General features: G+C 74.3%; 2 protein-coding genes. Both read left to right on the top strand.

The annotated features are described in order from the left end of the window. Positions 1-5,904, top strand: a 5,904-nt coding sequence (locus ABZ562_RS21475; protein ID WP_361481886.1) for a type I polyketide synthase, incomplete at its 5' end; no start/stop codon positions are given. Between the two features lie 41 nt (positions 5,905-5,945). After that, positions 5,946-23,195: an SDR family NAD(P)-dependent oxidoreductase gene (locus ABZ562_RS21470; protein WP_361481884.1), complete on the top strand. Its 17,250-nt coding sequence runs from the start codon at positions 5,946-5,948 to the stop codon at positions 23,193-23,195. Positions 23,196-23,231 lie beyond the last annotated feature (36 nt).

Below are 23,231 nucleotides of genomic sequence, written 5' to 3'. Positions count from 1 at the left end.
CGGGGCCCGGAGGCGCCGGGCGCGGCCGAGCTGCGCGACGAACTGACCGCGCTCGGCGCCCGGGTCACCATCGCCGCGTGCGATGTGGCCGACCGCGCGCAGGTCGAGGCCTTGCTCGCCGCCGTCCCCGCCGCGCACCCGCTGACCGCCGTCGTGCACACGGCCGCCGTGCTGGACGACGGGGTGATCGAGGGGCTGGCCCCGGAGCAGATCGACCGGGTGCTGAAGGTCAAGGTCGACGCCACCCGGCATCTGCACGAGCTGACCCGCGACCTGGACCTGTCCGCGTTCGTGCTGTTCTCGTCCTTCGCGGCCACCTTCGGCGCACCCGGCCAGGGCAACTACGCGCCGGGCAACGCGTTCCTCGACGCCTTCGCCGAGTGGCGGCGCGCCCAGGGCCTGCCCGCCACCTCGCTGGCCTGGGGGCCGTGGGGCGAGGGTGGCATGGCCGAGGGCGGCGTGGGCGACCGGATGCGCCGCCACGGCGTCATCGAGATGGCGCCCGGCGCGGCCGTCACCGCGCTCCAGCACGCCCTGGACCGCGACGAGTCGGTGCTGACGATCGTCGACATGGAGTGGAAGCGTTTCGTCCTCGCCTTCACCTCCGGCCGCTCGCGTCCGCTGCTGCACGACCTGCCCGAGGCGCGGGACGTCATCGCCGACATGAGCGGCGACGCCGAGGCGGAGGGCGCCGACGGTGCGGCGTTCGCGCAGCGGCTCGCCGGGGCGTCGGAGGCCGAGCAGGAGCGGCTGGTGCTGGAGCTGGTACGGACCGCCGTGGCGGCCGTGCTGGGCTACGCGGGCGCCGACGACGTCGAGCCGGGCCGGGCTTTCAAGGACCTGGGCTTCGACTCGCTGACCGCCGTCGAACTCCGCAACCGCGTCGGCGCCGCCGGCGGGCTCAAACTGCCGCCGACGCTGATCTTCGACTACCCGACCCCCACGGTGCTCGCGCGCCATCTGCGCACCGAGCTGTCCGGTGGTCAGCGGACGGCCGTGGCCACGCAGCCGGTCGCGGCGGCGTCCGCCGATGACGAGCCCATCGCCATCGTCGCCATGAGCTGCCGCTTCCCGGGCGGCGTCCGCACCCCGGAGGAGCTGTGGCAGCTGCTCGACGCCGGTGGCGACGCGCTGTCGGAGTTCCCCGGCGACCGTGGCTGGGACATCGACTCCCTCTACAACCCGGACCCGGACGCGCAGGGCACCAGCTACACCCGCGAGGGCGGATTCCTCACCGGGGCCGCCGAGTTCGACCCCGCGTTCTTCGGGATCTCGCCGCGTGAGGCCATGGCGATGGACCCGCAGCAGCGTCTGCTGCTGGAAACCTCCTGGGAGGCGTTCGAGCGGGCGGGCATCGACCCGGCCACGCTGCACGGCAGCCCGTCCGGTGTCTTCGTCGGCACCAACGGCTCCGACTACTCGATCCTCATGCGCGACACCACCGAGGGCTACGAGGGCCACCTCGCCACCGGCAGCGCCGCCAGCGTCGTCTCCGGCCGCCTCTCGTACACCTTCGGCCTGGAAGGGCCCGCCGTCACCGTCGACACCGCCTGCTCGGCGTCGCTGGTGGCGCTGCACCTGGCCGTCCAGGCGCTGCGCAACGGCGAATGCTCGCTGGCGCTCGCGGGCGGCGTGACCGTCATGGCGACGCCCGGCACGTTCATCGAGTTCAGCCGCCAGCGCGGACTGTCCTCCGACGGCCGCAGCAAGGTGTTCTCGTCGGACGCCGACGGCTTCAGCCCGGCCGAGGGCGTCGGCATGCTGCTGGTCGAGCGGCTGTCGGACGCGCGCAAGAACGGCCACCCGGTGCTCGCGGTCGTGCGCGGCTCGGCCGTCAACCAGGACGGTGCGAGCAACGGTCTGACGGCGCCCAACGGCCCGTCCCAGCAGCGCGTCATCCGGCAGGCCCTCGCCAACGCCCGCCTGGGCACCGGCGAGGTCGACGTCGTCGAGGCGCACGGCACCGGGACGACGCTGGGCGACCCGATCGAGGCGCAGGCGCTGCTCGCCACCTACGGCCAGGACCGGCCCGAGGGGCGTCCCCTGCTGCTCGGCTCCATCAAGTCCAACATCGGCCACGCCCAGGCGGCCGCCGGTGTCGCGGGCGTGATGAAGACCGTGCTCGCCATGCGGCACGGCGTCCTGCCCGAATCGCTGCACATCGCCGAACCCACCCCGCACGTGGACTGGTCGGCGGGCGACATCGAGCTGCTGACCGAGGCCCGGCCGTGGCCGGAGACCGGCCGCCCACGCCGCGCCGCCGTGTCCTCGTTCGGGTTCAGCGGCACCAACGCCCACGCCATCCTGGAACAGGCCCCCGCCGACGAGCCGGAGGCCCAGCCGGAGACGCGGCCCGAGAACGACGGCGTGCTGCCGTGGGTGCTCTCGGGCAGGAACGAGGCGGCGCTGCGCGCCCAGGCCGCCAAGCTGCTGGCCCACCTCGACGCCACCCCGACATGGCACATGGCCGACGTCGGCCACTCGCTGGCCACCACGCGTGCCGCCTTCGGCCGGCGCGCGGTGCTGGTGGGCTCGGAAAGGGATGACTTCGCCCGCGGTTTGGACGCCCTCGCTAGGGGGCAGGTGCTGCCCAACCTGGTGCAGGGGGCCTCAATCGGGGGCAACGCCACATTCGTGTTCCCCGGACAGGGGTCACAATGGGTAGGCATGGCCGTGGGGCTGTTGGATGCTTCACCGGTGTTCTCTGCCCGTATTGATGAGTGTGCCGACGCACTCGCCGAATTCACCGACTGGTCGTTGGTGGAGGTGCTGCGAGGCGCGGAGGGCGCGCCGTCTCTGGAGCGGGTGGACGTCGTTCAGCCGGTGCTGTTCTCGGTGATGGTGTCCCTGGCGGAGCTGTGGCGTTCGCTGGGGGTGCGGCCGTCGGCGGTGGTCGGCCACTCGCAGGGTGAGATCGCGGCCGCGTGCGTGGCGGGGATTCTGTCGCTGCGGGACGCGGCGCGTGTGGTGGCGTTGCGCAGCCAGGCGATTGGCCGGGTGCTGGCGGGCAAGGGCGGCATGGTGTCCGTGGCGCTGCCGGTGTCCGAGGTACGGGAGCGGATCGCGGCGTGGGGTGAGGAGCGCGTTTCGGTGGCGGCCGTCAACGGTCCGTCGGCCGTGGTGGTCTCCGGTGAGCCGGCCGCGCTCGATGAGCTGGTCGCCTCGTGCGAGGCGGACGGGGTCCGGGCGCGCCGCGTCCCGGTGGATTACGCCTCGCACTCCGCCCAGGTGGATCTGTTGCGCGATGAGCTGCTGAAGCTTCTCGCCCCGGTGCGGCCGCAGCCCGCTCAGGTGCCGTTCCTGTCGACGGTGACGGGGGAGTGGGTCGAGGGTCCGGAGCTGGACGCCGCGTACTGGTTCACCAACCTGCGCCGCACCGTCGAGCTGGAGAGCGCCATCCGGCGCCTGCTCGACGAGGGCATGAGCGTGTTCATCGAGTCCAGTGCCCACCCGGTGCTGGCGATGGGCGTGCAGGAGACGGCCGAGGACGCAGGCCGCGAGGCGGCCGCCATCGGTTCGCTGCGCCGCGACGAGGGCGGCCTCGACCGCTTCTGGACGTCGCTGGGCGAGGCGTGGACACGCGGCGTCGACGTCGACTGGCACGCGGTGTACGACGGCACCGGCGCGCAGCGCGTCGAGCTGCCCACGTACGCCTTCCAGCACCAGCACTACTGGCCGCAAGGCCCCGAAGCCGTGGCGGACGCCCCGGCGGCGACGTCCGACGCCGTCGACGCCCGCTTCTGGGAGGCCGTCGAGCGCGAGGACCTGGAGAAGCTGGCCGACACCCTCGCGTGCGACGACGACACCGAGCGGTCCTCGCTCGGCGCCGTCCTGCCCGCGTTGGCGTCCTGGCGCAAGCAGGCCCGCGAGCAGTCCACCGTGGACGGCTGGCGCTACCGCGTGACGTGGACCTCCCGCACCGAGCGCCAAGCCCCCCGGCTGTCCGGGACCTGGCTGCTGGCCGTGCCCGGGACCGCCGTCACCGACGACTGGACGCTCGGTATGGTCCGTACGCTCGCCGAACGCGGCGCCGACGTACGGCAGATCACCCCGATGGTGGAAGCCGACCGCGAGTCGCTGACCCGTCTGGTGCGCGAGGAGCTGGCCGGCGCCGCAACCGTCTCCGGTGTGCTGTCGCTGCTCGCCCTCGACGAGCGGACCGCGCCCGGCACGGACGGCGTGGGCGCCGGGCTGGCCGGCACCGCCGCGCTGATCCAGGCGCTGGGCGACGCCGGAGTGGAGGCGCCGCTGTGGTGCGCCACCCGTGGCGCGGTGTGCGTCAGCGGCACGGACCGGCCGGAATCCCCCGAGCAGGCCCTCGTATGGGGGCTGGGCCGGACCGCCGCACTGGAGTACCCGGAGCGCTGGGGCGGTCTGGTCGACCTGCCGGAAACGCCTGACGACCGGGCGCTGTCCCGTCTGGTGAACGTGCTCGCCGGGGCCGACGGCGAGGACCAGCTCGCGGTGCGGGCGGCGGGCGTGTTCGCCCGCAGGCTCGTCCACGCCCCGCTGGCCGGGGCGCCCGCCGTACGGTCCTGGAAGCCGTCCGGGACCACCCTGGTCACCGGCGGTACGGGGGCGCTGGGCGCCCATGTGGCGCGCTGGCTGGCCCGCAGTGGCGCCGAGCACCTGGTGCTCACCAGCCGCCGGGGCCCGGAGGCGCCGGGCGCGGCCGAGCTGCGCGACGAACTGACCGCGCTCGGCGCCCGGGTCACCATCGCCGCGTGCGATGTGGCCGACCGGAAGGCGATCGAGGCGCTGCTCGCCGCGATCCCGGCCGAGCAGCCGCTCACCGCCGTCATGCACGCCGCGGGTGTGCTCGACGACGGCGTACTGGACGCGCTCACGCCGCAGCGGTTCGCGACCGTCCTCGGCCCGAAGGCCGACGCGGCGCGCCATCTGCACGAGCTGACCCGCGACCTGGAGCTGTCCGCGTTCGTGCTGTTCTCCGGCATCGCGGGCACCCTCGGCGACGCCGGGCAGGGCAACTACGCGGCGGCCAACGCCTACCTCGACGCGCTCGCCGAGCAGCGCCGCGCCGACGGCCTGCCCGCCACCTCCGTGGCCTGGGGCCGCTGGGGCGAGACGGGACTCGCCGCCGGCGGGGCCATCGGCGAGCGGCTGGACCGGGGCGGTGTCCCGGCGATGGACCCGCACGCGGCGATCACGGCGCTCCAGCGGGCGCTGGACCACGCCGACACGGTGCTGGCCGTCGCCGACATCCAGTGGGAACGCTTCGCCCAGGGCTACACGGCCGTTCGCCCCAGCCCGCTCATCGGCGACCTGCCGGAGGTACGGCGACTGCGGGAGACCGGCACCGGCGTCCCGGGCGGCGACCCGGCGGCGGCCGCGGACGGCTCCCCGGCGGACGCGCTGCGGCAGCGGCTGGCCGGGATCTCCCGGGCCGAACAGTCCCTCGTGGTCCTGGAGGTCGTACGCACCAACGCCGCCGCGGCGCTGGGCCACCCGACGACCGACGAGGTCGGCGCGCAGCGGGCGTTCAAGGAGCTGGGCTTCGACTCGCTGATCGCGCTGGAGCTGCGCAACCGGCTGGGCGTCGCCACCGGGCAGAAGCTGCCCGCCACGCTGGTCTTCGACTATCCGACCCCGGCGTCGCTGGCCGAGTTCCTGTGCGGCCGGCTCGTCGGCGACGGCGGTGCGGCGGCCGCGCCGGGGCTCGCGGAGCTGGACGCGCTGGAGTCGGTGCTGTCCGTCCTCGACCCGCGGAGCGAGGCGCGGGACGACATCGCGGCCCGGCTGCGGGACCTCGCGGCGAAGTGGGCGGAGCCCCGTACGGCCGGTGCCGGGACGGCCGACGGCGGCGCCGGCACGGTGACGGAGAAGCTGCAGCAGGCGACGCAGGATGAGGTCTTCGACTTCATCGAGAAAGAACTCGGAATCTAAGGATCGATGGGTCCGCGGGCGCAAGGTTTGTGACGAGAAGCATGGGTGAGACTCCAATGGCGGATCAGGACAAGATCCTCGACTACCTCAAGCGGGTAACTGCCGATCTGCATCAGACGCGGCAGCGTCTTCGCGAGGTCGAGTCGCAGGAGCCTGAGCCGATCGCGATCGTCGGCATGAGCTGCCGGTTCCCCGGAGGCGTCACGTCTCCGGAGGAGCTGTGGCAGCTCGTGGCCGGTGGCGGCGACGCCATCACGGACTTCCCCACGGACCGCGGCTGGGACGTCTCGTCGCTGTTCGACGCCGACCCGGACCAGCAGGGCACCAGCTACACCGACAAGGGCGGATTCCTCGAGGGCGCGGGCGAGTTCGACGCCGGGTTCTTCGGGATCAGCCCGCGCGAGACCCTCGGCATGGACCCGCAGCAGCGGCTGCTGCTGGAAACCTCCTGGGAGGCGTTCGAGCGGGCCGGGATCGACCCGGCCACGCTGCGCGGCAGCAAGGCCGGTGTCTTCATCGGCACCAACGGCCAGGACTACCCGGAGCTGATGCACCGGCTGCCGCAGGGCGTCGAGCAGTACCTGCTGACCGGCAACGCGGCGAGCGTCATCTCCGGCCGCGTCTCCTACACCTTCGGCCTGGAGGGCCCGGCGCTCACCGTCGACACGGCGTGCTCCGCGTCGCTGGTGGCGCTGCACCTGGCCGTGCAGGCGCTGCGCAACGGCGAATGCTCGATGGCGCTGACCGGTGGTGTCACGGTCATGAACAGCCCGCGCGCCTTCATCAACTTCAGCCGTCAGCGGGGCCTCGCGCCCGACGGCCGCTGCAAGGCGTTCGCCGACGGCGCGGACGGCACCGGCTGGGGCGAGGGCGTCGGCATGCTGCTCGTGGAGCGGCTGTCGGACGCCCGTCGACACGGCCACCAAGTGCTCGCCCTCGTGCGCGGCTCCGCCATCAACCAGGACGGCGCGAGCAACGGGCTCACGGCGCCCAACGGCCCGTCCCAGCAGCGCGTCATCCGCCAGGCGCTCACCGACGGCCGCCTCACCCCGGCCCAGGTCGACGCCGTCGAGGCGCACGGTACGGGGACGTCGCTCGGCGACCCCATCGAGGCGCAGGCCCTGCTCGCCACGTACGGGCAGAACCGGCCCGAGGGCCGCCCGCTGTGGCTCGGCTCCGTCAAGTCCAACTTCGGGCACACCCAGGCCGCGGCCGGTGTCGCCGGAATCATCAAGATGGTCAAGGCCATCGAGCACGGCGTGCTGCCCAGGACACTGCACGTCGACGCGCCCTCCGGCGACGTCGACTGGTCGGCGGGCGCGGTGTCGCTGCTCACCGAGAACACGCCGTGGCCGGAGACCGGGCAGCCGCGCCGCGCGGGCATCTCCTCGTTCGGCGTCAGCGGTACGAACGCCCACACCGTCATCGAGCAGGCGCCCGCCGAGGACCGCCGGCCGGAGACGGCCACGGGCGAGTGGTCCGGGCTCGGCGGGCGGCTGCCGCTGCTGGTGTCCGGGCAGAGCGCACCGGCGCTGCGCGCCCAGGCCGCGCGGCTCGCCGCCCACGTACAGGACGACCCGGGCCTCGGCCTGGTCGACCTCGCCCACTCCCTGGCCACCACCCGCGCCGCGCTGGACCACCGGGCCGTGGTCATCGCGGGCGACGGCGGCCGGGAGGACCTGCTGCGCGGGCTGGCCGCGCTCGCCGAGGACGGCCCGGCGAGCGGGCTCATCCGGGGCGAGGCCGGCGAGGGCAAGGTCGCGTTCCTGTTCACCGGGCAGGGCAGCCAGCGCGTCGGCATGGGCCGTGAGCTGTACGCGGCCGTACCGGCCTTCGCGCGGGCGCTGGACGAGGTGTGCGCCGAATTCGACGGCCACCTCGAACGGCCGCTGCGTGACGTCATGTTCGGTGGTGGCAAGGAGCTGCTGGACCAGACGGTGTACACCCAGCCCGCCCTGTTCGCCCTCGAAGTGGCGCTGTTCCGGCTGCTGGAAACGTGGGGCGTGAAGCCCGACTTCCTCGTCGGCCACTCCATCGGCGAGCTGGCGGCCGCCCATGTGGCGGGCGTGCTGTCGCTCGCCGACGCCTGCCGGCTGGTCGCCGCCCGTGGCCGCCTGATGCAGGAACTTCCGGGCGGCGGCGCGATGATCGCCGTCCAGGCGTCCGAGGACGAGGTGACGCCGCTGCTCGACGACCGTGTGTCGATCGCCGCGCTCAACGGGCCCACCTCGGTCGTCATCGCCGGTGACGAGGACGCGGCCGCGGAAATAGCCGCGTCGTTCGAGGCGCGGGGCCGTAAGACCAAGCGGCTCACCGTCAGCCACGCGTTCCACTCGCCGCACATGGACGGGATGCTGGAGGCGTTCCGCGAGGTCGCGCGGAGCGTCACCTACGCGCCGCCGGTCATCCCCGTCATCTCCAACCTCACCGGCGCGTCCGTCTCCGCCGACGAGATCTGCTCGCCCGACTACTGGGTCCGCCACGTCCGGCAGGCCGTCCGCTTCACCGACGGCATCCGCACGCTCGAAGAGTACGGCGTCGCCACCTTCGTCGAGCTCGGCCCCGACGGGGTGCTCACCGCCATGGCGCAGGACTGCGCCACCGCCGACGGCGCCGCCTTCGTGCCCGTCCTGCGCGGCGACCGCCCCGAGGCCACCGCCCTGACCGACGCGCTCGCCCAGGCCCATGTGCACGGCGTGGCCGTCGACTGGGCGGCGGTGTTCGCCGGCTCCGGCGCCCGCCGCGTCGAGCTGCCCACGTACGCCTTCCAGCGCGAGCTGTACTGGCCCGAGCCCGCCGGGCCCTGGACCGGCGACGTCACCGCCGCCGGGCTCGGCTCCGCCGACCACCCGCTGCTCGGCGCCGCCGTGTCGCTCGCCGACGCCGCCGGATTCCTGTTCACCGGCAGACTCTCCCTCCAGACCCACCCGTGGCTCGCCGACCACGCCGTCATGGACACCGTGCTGCTGCCCGGCACCGCCTTCGTCGAACTGGCCATCCGCGCCGGTGACCACGTCGGCGCGGACGTCCTGGAGGAGCTGACCCTCGAAGCGCCGCTCGTCCTGCCCCCGCAGGGCGGGGTGCAGGTCCAGGTGTCCGTCGGCGCGCCGGACGACACCGGCCGCCGCTCCCTGACCCTGCACTCGCGGCTCGAAGAGGCCGCCGACGGCACCTGGGGCGAGGGCGAGTGGACCCGCCACGCCACCGGGGTGCTCGCCACCGGCGCCACCACCCCCGACGACACCCTCACCACCTGGCCCCCGGCCGGCGCCACCGAGGTACCCGTCGACGGGCTGTACGACTGGCTCACGACAAGCGGATTCGCCTACGGCCCGGTGTTCCAGGGCCTGGGGGCCGCCTGGCAGCACGGCGACCACGTCTACGCCGAGGTCCGCCTCCCCGACAGCGCCCGCGCCGAGGCCGACCTGTTCGGGCTGCACCCGGCGCTGCTGGACGCGGCCCTGCACGCCGTCGGCATCGGCTCCCTGCTGGAGGACACCGGACACGGCCGCCTCCCGTTCTCCTGGAGCGGCGTCCGGCTGCACGCCGTCGGCGCCTCCGCGCTGCGCGTCCGGCTGTCGCCCGCGGGCCAGGACACCGTGGCCGTCCTGGTGACCGACGAGAGCGGCGCACCCGTCGCCTCCGTCGACGCGCTGCTGCTGCGCCCGGTCTCGCCCGAGCAGGTGACGTCCGCGCGCGGCGCCTTCTACGACGGGCTGTTCCGCGTCGAGTGGACGCCCGCGCCGGTGCCCTCCACCACCACCGTCGTGGCCGGGCAGTGGGCGCTGCTGGGCGACGACAGCCCGGAACTCGCCGCCGCGCTGCCCACCGCCGCCGGTTACGCCGACCTGACCGCGCTCGGCGAGGCCGTGACCGGCGGCGCCCCGGTGCCGCAGGCCGTCATCGCGCCGTTCTTCGCCCAGGACCACGGGCTTTCGGTGCGGGCCGCCGTACGCGACGCCCTGCACCGCGTGCTCGAACTGGTCCAGGGCTGGCTCGCCGACGACCGCTTCGAGGGCTCCCGGCTGGTGATCGCCACCCGTGGCGGCGTCGCCACCGCCGCCGACGCCGACACCGAGGACCTGGCGCACGCCCCGCTGTGGGGCCTGCTGCGCTCCGCGCAGTCCGAGAACCCCGACCGCTTCACCCTCGTCGACATCGACGGCGGCGACGCCTCGTACCACGCCCTCGCCCCGGCCCTGGCCACCGGCGAGTCACAGCTCGCGATCCGCGCCGGGTCCGTCGTCGTACCGCGCCTGGCGAAGGTCGCCTCCGACGCCGCCCACACCGCCCCCGCCCTCGACCCCGAGGGCACCGCCCTGGTCACCGGCGCCACCGGCACCCTGGGCGGCCTCGTCGCCCGCCACCTGGTCGCCGAGCACGGCGTACGCCACCTGCTGCTGCTCAGCAGGCGCGGCGCCGACGCGCATGGCGCCGCCGACCTCGTCGCCGAACTGCGCGCGTCCGGCGCCGAGGTCACCCTCGCCGCCTGCGACGTGGCCGACCGCGCCGCGCTGGCCGAGGTACTGGCCGCCGTACCCGCGGAACACCCCCTGACCGCCGTGGTCCACACCGCCGGTGTGCTGGACGACGGCGTCATCGGCTCGCTCACCGCCGAGCGCGTCGACCGCGTCCTGCCGCCCAAGGTGGACGCGGCGGTGAACCTGCACGAGCTGACCCGCGATCTGGACCTGTCCGCGTTCGTCCTGTTCTCCGCCGCCGCCGGAACGCTCGGCGGCCCCGGGCAGGCCAACTACGCGGCCGCCAACGCCTTCCTCGATGCCCTCGCCCAGCGCCGCCGCGCCCAAGGGCTCCCCGCGACCGCCCTCGCCTGGGGCCTGTGGGCCGAGCGCAGCGGCATGACCGGCGACCTGGACGACACCGACATCCAGCGCATCACCCGCGCCGGAGTCACCGCCCTCTCCTCCGACGAGGGCCTGGCCCTGCTGGACACCGCGCTCGCCGTCGGCGACCCCGCGCTCGTCCCCATGCACCTGGACCTGGCGCCGCTGCGCCACGCCGACGCCCGCATGGTCCCCGCGCTGCTGCGCGGCCTGGTGCGCGGCGGACCGGCCCGCCGCACCGCCGAGCCGGGCGCCGCGGACGGCGGCGGACTCGCGGAACGGCTCCTCGGGCTGTCCGTCCCCGAACGCGACCGGCTGCTGCTGGAGGTCGTCTGCGGCCAGGTCGCCGCCGTCCTCGGCTACGCGGGCCCGGAGGCGGTCGGCGCGGGCCGCGCCTTCAAGGAGCTGGGCTTCGACTCGCTCACCGCCGTCGAACTGCGCAACCGCCTCGGCGCCGTCACGGGCGTACGGCTCCCGGCCACCCTCGTCTTCGACTACCCCACGCCCACCGCGCTCGCCGGTTTCCTGCGCACCGAAATCCTCGGCGACCAGGCCGACGAGGGCGCCGCCACACCCGCGACGACCACCGTCGTCGCCGACGACGAGCCGATCGCCATCGTCGGCATGAGCTGCCGCTACCCGGGCGGCGTGACCAGCCCCGAGGAGCTGTGGCAGCTCGTCATGGGCGGCACCGACGCCATCTCCGGCTTCCCCACCGACCGGGGCTGGCAGCTGGACGGGCTGCTCGGCGACGACCCGGCGCAGACGGGCACGAGCGCCACCATCGAGGGCGGATTCCTCTACGACGCGGGCGAGTTCGACCCGGACTTCTTCGGCATCAACCCGCGCGAAGCCCTCGCCATGGACCCGCACCAGCGGCTGCTGCTGGAGTCCTCCTGGGAGGCGTTCGAGCGCGCGGGCATCGACCCGGCGGCCGTGCGCGGCAGCCGGACCGGCGTCTTCACCGGCGTCATGTACCACGACTACCTCTCCCGGCTGACCGCCCTCCCCGAGGGCCTCGAGGGCTACCTCGGCACCGGCACGGCGGGCAGTGTCGCCTCGGGCCGCGTCGCGTACACCTTCGGGCTCGAAGGCCCGGCCGTCACCATCGACACCGCGTGCTCGTCGTCCCTGGTGGCGCTGCACCTGGCGGCGCAGGCGCTGCGCAGCGGCGAGTGCACCATGGCGCTCGCGGGCGGCGTCACCGTCATGTCCACCCCGGACACCTTCATCGACTTCAGCCGCCAGGGCGGTCTGTCCGCCAGCGGCCGCTGCAAGTCGTTCTCCGCGGAAGCGGACGGCACCGGCTGGGCCGAGGGCGTCGGCATGCTGCTGGTGGAGCGGCTGTCGGACGCGCGTCGACACGGTCACCAGGTGCTGGCCGTGGTGCGTGGCACGGCGGTCAACCAGGATGGTGCGTCGAACGGTCTGACGGCGCCCAACGGCCCGTCGCAGCAGCGCGTCATCCGCCAGGCCCTGGCCGGTGCGGGCCTCTCCGCCGCCGAGGTGGACGCGGTGGAGGCGCACGGTACGGGGACCACGCTGGGCGACCCGATCGAGGCGCAGGCGCTGCTGGCCACGTACGGCAAGGAGAAGACCGCCGACCAGCCGCTGTACCTCGGCTCCATCAAGTCGAACATCGGCCACACGCAGGCCGCCGCCGGTGTCGCGGGCATCATCAAGATGGTGCTGGCGATGCGGCACGGTGTGCTTCCGCGGTCGCTGCACATCGACGAGCCCTCGCCGCACGTCGACTGGGAGGCGGGCGCCGTGTCGCTGCTCGCCGAGGCGAGGGAGTGGCCGGAGACCGGTCACCCGCGCCGCGCGGGCATCTCCTCCTTCGGCGTCAGCGGTACGAACGCCCACGCCATCATCGAGCAGGCGCCGGCCGTCGACGAGGAGACCGAGCCGGGGGACCGGCAGCCCGGCGTGCTGCCGTGGGCGCTGTCCGGCAAGTCCGCCGACGCGCTGCGCGCCCAGGCCGTACGGCTGCTCGCCCACGTGGAGGAACGGCCCGAGCTGCCGCTGACCGACCTCGGCTACTCGCTCGCGGTGACGCGTGCCGCGCTGGACCACCGTGCGGTGGTGGTCGGCGAGGACCGGGCCGCGCTGGTCGCGGGCCTGGAGGCGCTGGCGCGCGGCGAGTCCGCCGCGGCGCTGGTCGAGGGCTCGGTGGCGGACGGCAAGGTGGCGTTCCTGTTCACCGGTCAGGGCAGCCAGCGACTGGGGATGGGCCGTGAGCTGTATGACGCCTACCCGGTGTTCGCGGAGGCGCTGGACACGGTGTGCGACGCGCTGGACCCGCACCTCGAAACGCCCCTGAAGACGGTCCTGTTCGGGGACGACGCCTCGGCGCTCGACCAGACTGGTTACACCCAGCCCGCGCTGTTCGCGATCGAGGTGGCGCTGTTCCGGCTGGTCGAGGCGTGGGGTCTGCGCCCGGACTTCCTCTCCGGCCACTCGATCGGTGAGCTGGCCGCCGCGCATGTGGCGGGTGTGCTCTCGCTCGCGGACGCGGCGAAGCTGGTGGCGGCGCGCGGCCGTCTCATGCAGGAGCTTCCGGCCGGTGGCGCGATGATCGCCGTCCAAGCCGCCGAGGACGAGGTGACGCCGCTGCTCACCGAGCGCGTCTCGATCGCCGCCCTCAACGGGCCCACCTCCGTGGTCATCGCGGGTGACGAGGACGCGGCCCTGGAGATTGCGGCGGGCTTTGAGGCGCAGGGCGTCAAGACCAAGCGCCTCACCGTCAGCCACGCCTTCCACTCGCCGCGCATGGACGGGATGCTGGACGCGTTCCGCGAGGTCGCGCAGGGGCTGTCGTACGAGGCTCCCCGCATCCCGATCGTCTCCAACCTCACCGGGGACATCGTCTCCGCCGAGGACATCACCACCCCCGACTTCTGGGTCCGCCACGTCCGCGAAGCCGTCCGCTTCCTCGATGGCATCCGCACCCTCGAAGCGCGGGGCGTCACCACCTACCTCGAACTCGGCCCGGACGGTGTGCTCACCGCCATGGCCCAGGACTGCGTGACGGGTGACGACGCCGCGTTCGCCGCCACCTGCCGCAAGGACCGGCCCGAGGCCGAGACCGTCACCGCCGCCCTCGCCCGGATGCACGTCCGTGGCGTGGCGCCGGACTGGGCGGCGTACTTCGCGGGGACCGGTGCGTCCCGCGTCGACTTGCCCACCTACGCCTTCCAGCACCGCCGCTTCTGGCTGACGTCCCCGGCGGGCTTCGTGGGCGACGTGGAGTCGGCGGGTCTGGGCCGGGCCGACCATCCGCTGCTGGGTGCGGCCGTGCCGCTGGCCGACTCCGACGGCTTCCTGCTCACCGGCAGGCTCTCCCTCGACAGCCACCCGTGGCTCGCCGACCACGCCGTGATGGGCACGGTCCTGCTGCCCGGCACCGCCTTCGTGGAGCTGGCCATCCGCGCCGGTGACCAGGTGGGCTGCGACCGGCTGGACGAGCTGACCATCGAGGCGCCGCTGGTGCTCCCCGAGCGCGGCGCGGTGCAGTTGCAGATCATGGTCGGAGCGCCGCAGGCCGCCGGGCACCGCACGCTGGAGCTGTACTCGCGGGCCCAGGACGCGCCCGCCGAGGTGCCGTGGATCCGGCACGCCAGCGGTGTGCTGGTGGCGGGCGCCCCGCAGCCGTCGTTCGACCTGACGGCGTGGCCGCCGCCGGGCGCCGAGCCCGCCGGCGTCGACGGGCTCTACGAACACCTGGCGCAGGGCGGGTTCGCGTACGGGCCGGTCTTCCAGGGCCTTGAGGCGGCCTGGCTGCGCGGCGACGAGGTGTTCGCCGAGGTCCGGCTGCCCGAGGGCGCCGAGGCCGACGCCAAGGCGTTCGGGCTGCACCCGGCGCTGCTGGACGCCGCGCTGCACAGCACGTTCGCGCGGCCCGATGGCGATGAGCAGGGCAGGCTGCCGTTCTCCTGGGGCGGGGTGTCGCTGCACGCGGTGGGCGCCGGTGCGCTCCGGGTGCGGCTGACCCCGGCCGGGGCGGGCGCGGTGGCGCTGGAGCTGGCCGACGCCACCGGTGCCCCGGTGGCGTCCGTGGAGCAACTGGTGCTGCGCCCGGTCGCGGCCGGGCAGCTCGCGGGCGCCCGCCCCGCCGCGTACCACGAGTCGCTGTACCGGCTGGACTGGGCCACCGTGTCCGTGGCCGCGGAAGGCACCGCACCGTGGGCGGTGCTCGGCAGTGGCGCGCCCGCCGCGCTGACCTCCGGTGCGACGGTCCACGCCGATCTGGCCGCGCTGGGCGCATCCGGGGCGGCGCCGGAGTTCGTTCTCGCGTACCTCGACCCGCGCGCCGCCGACGGCGATGTGACGGGTTCGGTGCACACCGCCACCCAGGAGGCGCTGGCCCTCGTACGGGAGTGGCTGGCCGACGAGCGGTTCGCCGCCTCGCAGCTGGTCCTGGTGACCCGGGGCGCGGTGGCCACCGCCGGTGACGCCGGGACGCACGACCTGGCGCACACCCCGGTGTGGGGTCTGGTGCGCTCGGCGCAGTCGGAGAACCCCGACCGGCTGGTGCTGGCGGACCTCGACGGCACCGACGCGTCGTACGAGGTGCTGGGCGCCGCGCTGGCCTCCGGCGAGCCGCAGTTCGTGCTGCGCCGTGGCGCCGTCCACGCGCCCCGGCTGGCGCGCGTCGCCGCCGACGGGCCGATGGTGCCGCCGGCCGGTGAGCAGGCGTGGCGCCTGGACATCCAGGACAAGGGCACGCTGGAGAACCTGACCTTGCTGCCGAGCCCGGAGGCCGCCGCGCCGCTGGAGGCCGGTCAGGTGCGGGTCGCGGTGCGGGCCGCCGGTGTGAACTTCCGCGACGTACTGAACGCGCTGGGCATGTACCCGGGCGACGCGGGACTGATGGGCAGTGAGGGCGCCGGTGTGGTCCTCGAAACCGGCCCCGGTGTCACCGATCTGGCGCCCGGCGACCCGGTGATGGGCATGCTGCCCGGCGGGTTCGGGCCGCTGGTGGTCGTGGACCGCCGCATGGTCGCGCCGATGCCCCAAGGGTGGTCGTACGCCCAGGCCGCGTCGGTGCCGATCGTCTTCATGACGGCGTACTACGCGCTGCGCGACCTGGCGGACCTGAGGGGCGGGGAGTCGCTGCTCGTGCACGCCGCCGCCGGTGGTGTCGGCATGGCCGCCGTGCAGCTGGCCCGCCACTGGGGTGCGGACGTGTACGCCACCGCCGGCCCCGGCAAGTGGGACACCCTGCGCGGCCTCGGCCTGGCCGACGACCGCATCGCGTCCTCCCGCGACCTGGCCTTCGAGGAGACGTTCCGCGAGGCCAGCGGCGGACGCGGCGTGGATGTCGTACTGGACTCGCTGGCCCGGGAGTTCGTGGACGCCTCCCTGCGGCTGCTGCCGCGCGGCGGCCGGTTCGTCGAGATGGGCAAGACGGACGTCCGGGCGCCGGAGGACGTCGCGGCCGCCTACCCGGGCGTCTCCTACCAGGCGTTCGACCTGACCGAGGCGGGCCTGGACCGCATCCAGGCGATGCTGTGCGAACTGCTGGAGCTGTTCGAGCAGGGCGCGCTGCGGGCTCTGCCGATCACCGCATGGGATCTGCGGCAGGCCCCGGACGCGTTCCGCTACCTCAGCCAGGCCCGCCACATCGGCAAGGTCGTCCTCACCGTGCCCGCCGCGTGGAACCCGGACGGCACGGTGCTGATCACCGGCGGCACCGGCACCCTGGGCGGCCTCGTGGCCCGGCACGCGGTGACCGAGCGCGGCGCCCGGCACCTGCTGCTGACCAGCCGGCGCGGCGAACAGGCCACGGGTGCTGCCGAACTCGCCGCTGAGCTGCGCGCGTTGGGCGCCGAGGTCACCGTCGCCGCCTGCGACGCGGCCGACCGCGACCAGCTCGCCGCCGTCCTGGCCGGTATCCCCCGTGAGCATCCGCTGACCGCCGTGGTGCACACGGCCGGTGTGCTGGACGACGGGGTGATCGGCTCGCTGACGGCCGAGCGGCTGGAGAAGGTGCTGCGGCCCAAGGTGGACGCGGCGGTCAACCTGCACGAGCTGACCCGCGATGCGGACCTGGCCGCGTTCGTGCTGTTCTCCTCGGCCGCCGGTACGTTCGGCGGCCCGGGCCAGGCCAACTACGCGGCGGCCAACTCCTTCCTGGACGCGCTCGCCCGCCACCGCCAGGCCCAGGGCCTGCCCGCCACCTCCCTCGCCTGGGGCCTGTGGGCCGAGGCCAGCGGCATGACCGGCGAGCTGGAGGCCACCGACAAGTCCCGCATGAGCCGCTCGGGCGTGCTGGGCCTGTCCTCCGACGAGGGCCTGGCCCTGTTCGACGCCGCGCAGCAGGTGGGCGACGCGTTCCTGGTGCCCATGCAGCTCGACCTGGCGCCGCTCACGGGCGCGCCCGTGTCCATGGTGCCGCCGCTGCTGCGCGGCCTGGTGCGCGGCGGAACGACCCGCCGCACCGCCGAGTCCGGTGCCGCGAGCGACGGTTCGTCGCTGGTGGAGCGGCTGGTCCGGCTGGACCCGGCCGAGCGCGACCAGATGCTGCTCGACCTGGTGCGCGCCCAGGTGGCCGTGGTCCTCGGCCACGACTCGCCGGACGCGGTGGACGCGGCCCGGGCCTTCCGGGACCTCGGCTTCGACTCGCTGACCGCCGTGGAGTTCCGCAACCGCCTCGGCGGCGCCGCCGGGCTGCGGCTGCCCGCCACGCTCGTCTTCGACTACCCGACGCCCACCGCGCTCGCCGCGTACCTGCGGGACGAACTCCTCGGCTCCGAGGCGGCCGCGGCCGTCACGGCACAGACCCGGGCCGGTGCGGGGGCCGCCGCCGACGAGGACGACCCGATCGCCATCGTCGCCATGAGCTGCCGCTTCCCCGGCGACGTCCGCACCCCCGAGGACCTGTGGGAGCTGCTGGCCGAGGGCCGCGACGGCATCTCCGGGCTGCCCGGCGACCGGGGCTGGGACATCGAGGCGTTCTACGACCCCGACCCGGACCGGCCCGGCACCTCGTACGCCCGCGAGGGCGGGTTCACCTACGACGCCCACCACTTCGACCCGGAGTTCTTCGGCATCAACCCGCGCGAGGCCCTGGCCATGGACCCGCAGCAGCGGCTGCTGCTGGAGACCTCGTGGGAGTCGTTCGAGCGCGCGGGCATCGACCCCGGCACGCTGCGCGGCAAGGAGGTCGGCGTCTTCGTCGGCCAGATGCACAACGACTACGTGTCGCGGCTGCACACCGTCCCCGAGGGCGTCGAGGGCTACCTCGGCACCGGCGGCTCCAGCAGCATCGCCTCCGGCCGCGTCTCGTACACCTTCGGCTTCGAGGGCCCGGCCGTCACCGTCGACACGGCGTGCTCGTCGTCGCTGGTCGCGCTGCACCTCGCGGCGCAAGCGCTGCGCAACGGCGAATGCACCCTGGCGCTGGCGGGCGGTGTCACCATCATCACCACGCCCGCCGTGTTCACCGAGTTCAGCCGCCAGCGCGGCCTGGCCACGGACGGCCGCTGCAAGCCGTTCGCGGCGGCGGCCGACGGCACGGCCTGGGGCGAGGGCGTCGGCATGGTGCTCGTCGAGCGGCTGTCGGACGCCCGCAGGCACGGCCACCAGGTGCTGGCCGTGGTGCGTGGCACGGCGGTCAACCAGGACGGTGCGTCGAACGGTCTGACGGCGCCGAACGGCCCGTCGCAGCAGCGCGTCATCCGCCAGGCGCTGGCGAACGCCGGGCTGTCCGCCGCCGAGGTGGACGCGGTCGAGGCGCACGGTACGGGGACCACGCTCGGCGACCCGATCGAGGCGCAGGCGCTGCTGGCCACGTACGGCAAGGAGAAGACCGCCGACCAGCCGCTGTGGCTGGGCTCCATCAAGTCCAACTTCGGCCACACGCAGGCCGCCGCCGGTGTCGCGGGCATCATCAAGATGGTGCTGGCGATGCGGCACGGTGTGCTTCCGCGGTCGCTGCACATCGACGAGCCGTCGCCGCACGTGGACTGGTCGGCGGGCGCCGTGTCGCTGCTCGCCGAGGCGAGGGAGTGGCCGGAGACCGGCCGCCCGCGCCGCGCGGGCATCTCCTCCTTCGGCATGAGCGGCACCAACGCGCACGCCATCATCGAGCAGGCCCCGGCCGTCGTCGAGGAGACCCAGCCGGAGAACCCGCGGACCGGGGCGCTGCCGTGGGTGCTCTCCGCCAAGTCCCCGGAGGCGCTGAGCGCCCAGGGCGCCCGGCTCCGCACCCATGTGACGGACCACCCCGAGGCCGCCCTCGTGGACCTCGGCTACTCCCTGGCCACCGGCCGCGCCTCCTTCGACCACCGGGCGGCGCTCGTCGCCCGGGACCGCGACGGCTTCCTGGCCGCTCTGGACGCCCTCGCCGAGGGCCGCACCGCGCCCGGGCTGGTGGCGGACGCGGTGGCCGAGGGCAAGGTGGCGTTCCTGTTCACCGGCCAGGGCAGCCAACGGCTCGGCATGGGCCGCGAGCTGTATGACGCCTATCCGGTGTTCGCGGAGGCGCTGGACGCGGTGTGCGACGCGCTGGACCCGCACCTGGAAACGCCGCTGAAGACGGTGCTGTTCGGGGACGACGCCTCGGTGCTCGACCAGACCGGTTACACCCAGCCCGCGCTGTTCGCGGTCGAGGTGGCGCTGTTCCGGCTGGTCGAAGCCTGGGGTCTGCGGCCCGACTTCCTCTCCGGCCACTCGATCGGCGAACTGGCCGCCGCGCACGTGGCGGGTGTGCTCTCGCTCGCCGACGCGGCGAAGCTGGTCGCCGCCCGTGGCCGTCTGATGCAGCGACTGCCCGCCGGTGGCGCGATGATCGCCGTCCAGGCGTCCGAGGACGAGGTGACGCCGCGCTTGAGCAAGCGAGTGAGCCTCGCCGCCGTCAACGGCCCGACCTCGGTCGTGGTCGCGGGCGACGAGGACGCGGCTGTCGAGGTAGCGGAGTCGTTCGAGGCGGAGGGCCGCAAGACCAAGCGCCTCACCGTCAGCCACGCGTTCCACTCGCCGCACATGGACGGCATGCTGGACGCGTTCCGCCAGGTCGCGGAGGAGCTGACGTACGAGGCGCCGCGCATCCCGGTCATCTCCAGCCTCACCGGCGCGGTGGTGTCCGCAGACGACATCACGACGCCCGACTTCTGGGTGCGCCACGTCCGCGAGGCTGTCCGCTTCCTCGACGGCGCGCGTGCTCTGGAGGCCCAGGGCGTCACCACGTACGTCGAGCTGGGCCCGGAGGGTGTGCTCACCGCCATGGCGCAGGACTGCGTGACCGGCGACGGCCACTCCTTCGCCGCCACCCTGCGCGGTGGCCGCCCGGAGCCCGAGACGCTGCTCACCGCGCTCGGCCAGGCCCACGTCCGGGGCGTCGCCGTGGACTTCGAGGCGCTGTACGCCCCGTACGGCGCGCACCGGGTGGAGCTGCCGACGTACGCGTTCCAGCGCCGCCGGTTCTGGCTGGACGCCGGACCCACGGGCGGCGACGCCACCGCGATCGGTCTGCACGCGGCGGGCCATCCGCTGCTCGGCGCGGCCGTGGAGCTGCCCGACGCGGACGGTTTCGCCTTCACCGGACGGCTGTCCCTCCAGGCCCAGCCGTGGCTGGCCGACCACGCCGTGATGGGCACGGTGCTGCTGCCCGGCACGGCGTTCGTGGAGCTGGCGCTGCGCGCCGGGGAACACGCGGGTTGCGACCGGCTGGACGAACTCACCCTGGAGGCGCCGCTGATCGTGCCCGAGCGGGGCGCCGTCCAGCTCCGCCTGTCGCTCGCGGCCCCCGACGCCACCGGTCGCCGCGCGCTGACGATGCACTCCCGCGCCGAGGGCGCCCCGGCCGACGAGCCGTGGCTGCGGCACGCGACGGGCGCGCTGGTGGCGGAGGACACGGCGGCGTCGTTCGACCTGACCGCCTGGCCGCCGGTGGACGCCGAGCAGATCCCGGTCGAGGGCCTGTACGAGGGCCTGTCCGGCTCGGGCTTCGACTACGGCCCGGTCTTCCAGGGCCTGGAAGCGGCCTGGCGGCGCGAGGACGAGGTGTTCGCCGAGGTCCGGCTCCCGGAGGGCGCCGAGGCCGACGCCAAGACCTTCGGCCTGCACCCGGCACTGCTGGACGCGGCGCTGCACGCCCTCGGGCTGGCCGCCGCAGAGGAGGGCGGCGGCCAGGGCCGACTGCCGTTCTCGTGGACGGGCGTGTCCCTGCACGCCGTCGGCGCCTCCACGCTCCGCGTACGGCTCGCGGGCACGACCACGGGCACGGTGTCGCTCCAGCTGGCGGACGCGACGGGCGCCCCGGTGGCGTCGGTCGAGGGCCTGGCGCTGCGTACGGTGTCCCCGGACCAGCTGGCCGCCGCCCGCCCGGGCGGCGCGTCCGACGCCCTGTTCCGCCTGGACTGGACCCCGATCCCGGCAGCCCCGATCGACCCGACCCCGGAGCGCTGGGCGGCCCTGGGCACAAACACCCTGGGCCTGACCATGTACGAGGACCTGCCAGCACTGGCAGCCGCCCTGGACGAGGGCAAGGAGGCCCCGGCGTACGTGGTGGTGTCGCTGGCAGCGAACCAAGCCCACCTGGGCGCGGCATCTCCGGCGCTTGGGGATCAGAGTCACGGGGAGCAATCCGTGGACGGTGCGGCAACTCAAGCCCGTCCGGCGTTTGAGGACACGCCCGAAGGGCGTCCGGTCCCGCACTCGGACGGCGCGGCACATGCAGCCTGTCCGGCGTTTGAGGACCGGGGTCCAGGGGCGGAGCCCATGGTTGCGGGAAGGGGCGGGGTGGGGAACAAGCCCTCGCCCGCCGAAGCCGCACACAACGCCACAACCCAAGCCCTCACCCTGCTGCAAACGTGGCTGGGCGACGACCGCTTCGCGAACACCCGCCTGGTCGTCCTCACCTCCGCCACCGACCTGGCCCAGGCAGCAGCCCGCGGCCTGATCCGCTCCGCCCAGGCGGAGAACCCGGACCGTCTGGTCCTGGTCGAGACCGACGACCACGACACCTCGCTGAAGACGCTGGCGACGGCCGTCGCGACGGACGAGCCACACGTGGCCGTACGCGACGGCGAGCTGAGGGCCCCTCGCCTGGCCCGCGCCGCCGCGTCGACGCAGGACGTGGTCCCGGAGTGGAACCCGGAGGGCACGGTCCTGCTGACCGGGGCGTCCGGCACTCTGGGTGGTCTGTTCGCCCGCCATCTGGTGGCCGAGCGCGGTGTACGCCGCCTCCTCCTGGTCAGCCGCCGCGGCGACCGGGCCCCCGGCGCGCAGGAACTGACCGCCGAACTGACCGAGTTGGGCGCCAGCGTGAGCTGGTCGGCCTGCGACGTGGCGGACCGCGCCGCCCTGGCCGAAACCCTGGCGGCAATCCCCACCGCCAACCCCCTCACCGCCATCGTCCACACCGCGGGCGTGCTGGACGACGGCGTGATCGCCTCCCTCACGCCCGACCGGCTGGCCAAGACCCTCCGTCCGAAGGCGGACGCGGCGTGGAACCTCCACGAGCTGACCCAGGACCAGAACCTGACGGCGTTCATCCTGTTCAGCTCAGCCGCAGGCGTCTTCGGCGGTGCCGGGCAGGGCAACTACGCGGCGGCGAACGCGTTCCTCGACGCCCTCGCCCAGCACCGCACAGCGCACGGCCTCCCCGCCACTTCCCTCGCCTGGGGCCTGTGGACGGTGGCCGGAGGCATGGGCGGCGAGCTGGACGAGACGGAGATCGTCCGCATCCGCCGCGGCGGTATCGGCGTACTCACGGCCGACAGCGGCCTGGAGCTGTTCGACGCCGCGAACCCCATGGACGAACCGCTGCTGGTCCCCATGCCCCTCGACATGGCGGCCCTCCGCACCCAGGCGAGCGTGGGCATGCTGCCGCCGCTCTTCCGCGGCCTGGTACGGGCGACCCCCGCCCGCCGGGCGGCGGGAGCCGCCGGGGCCGCCGGGGCAGCCGGTGGGGCCGACGAGCTGCGGGCCCGCCTCGCCGGGCTGTCCGAGCCCGAGCGGGACGAGGTCGTGCTGGAGCTGGTCTGCACCCAGGTGGCGGCCGTACTCGGCTACCCGGGCCCGGAGACGGTCGACCCGGCCCGCTCGTTCAGCGAGGTCGGCTTCGACTCGCTCACCGCCGTCGAGCTGCGCAACCGTCTGAACGCGACCACCGGAGTCCGGCTCCCGGCGACGCTGGTCTTCGACTACCCCACACCGAACGCACTGGTCCAGTACCTGCGGGGCGAGATCCTGCCGGACGAGGCGACGACGGGGGTCACCTCGCTGCTCGCCGAACTCGACGGGCTCGAAAAGTCCCTGGCCGAGGCCGCCCCGGACGACGAGGACCGGAGCAGGATCACCGCGCGGCTCCAAGCCCTGCTCGCGCAATGGAATGACGACCGAGGACCGGAAGACGGCGCCGGCGTCGCCGACGAGATCGAGTCCGCCACGGACGACGACCTCTTCGACTTCATCGGCAAGGAATTCGGGATCTCCTGAAGGGATCTCCCGAAGTGACCGTGGCCGACGCGAAGT

This window comes from Streptomyces sp. NPDC019937 (assembly GCF_040631655.1).
GTDB lineage: Bacteria > Actinomycetota > Actinomycetes > Streptomycetales > Streptomycetaceae > Streptomyces.
Note: the sequence above shows the minus strand (reverse complement) of the source record. Positions and strands in the feature narration are given on the sequence as shown.

Bases quoted from the DNA above. Each gene is read 5' to 3' on its own strand.
- ABZ562_RS21470 (WP_361481884.1), top strand. From the start codon at position 5,946: ATGGGTGAGACTCCAATGGCGGATCAGGACAAGATCCTCGACTACCTC.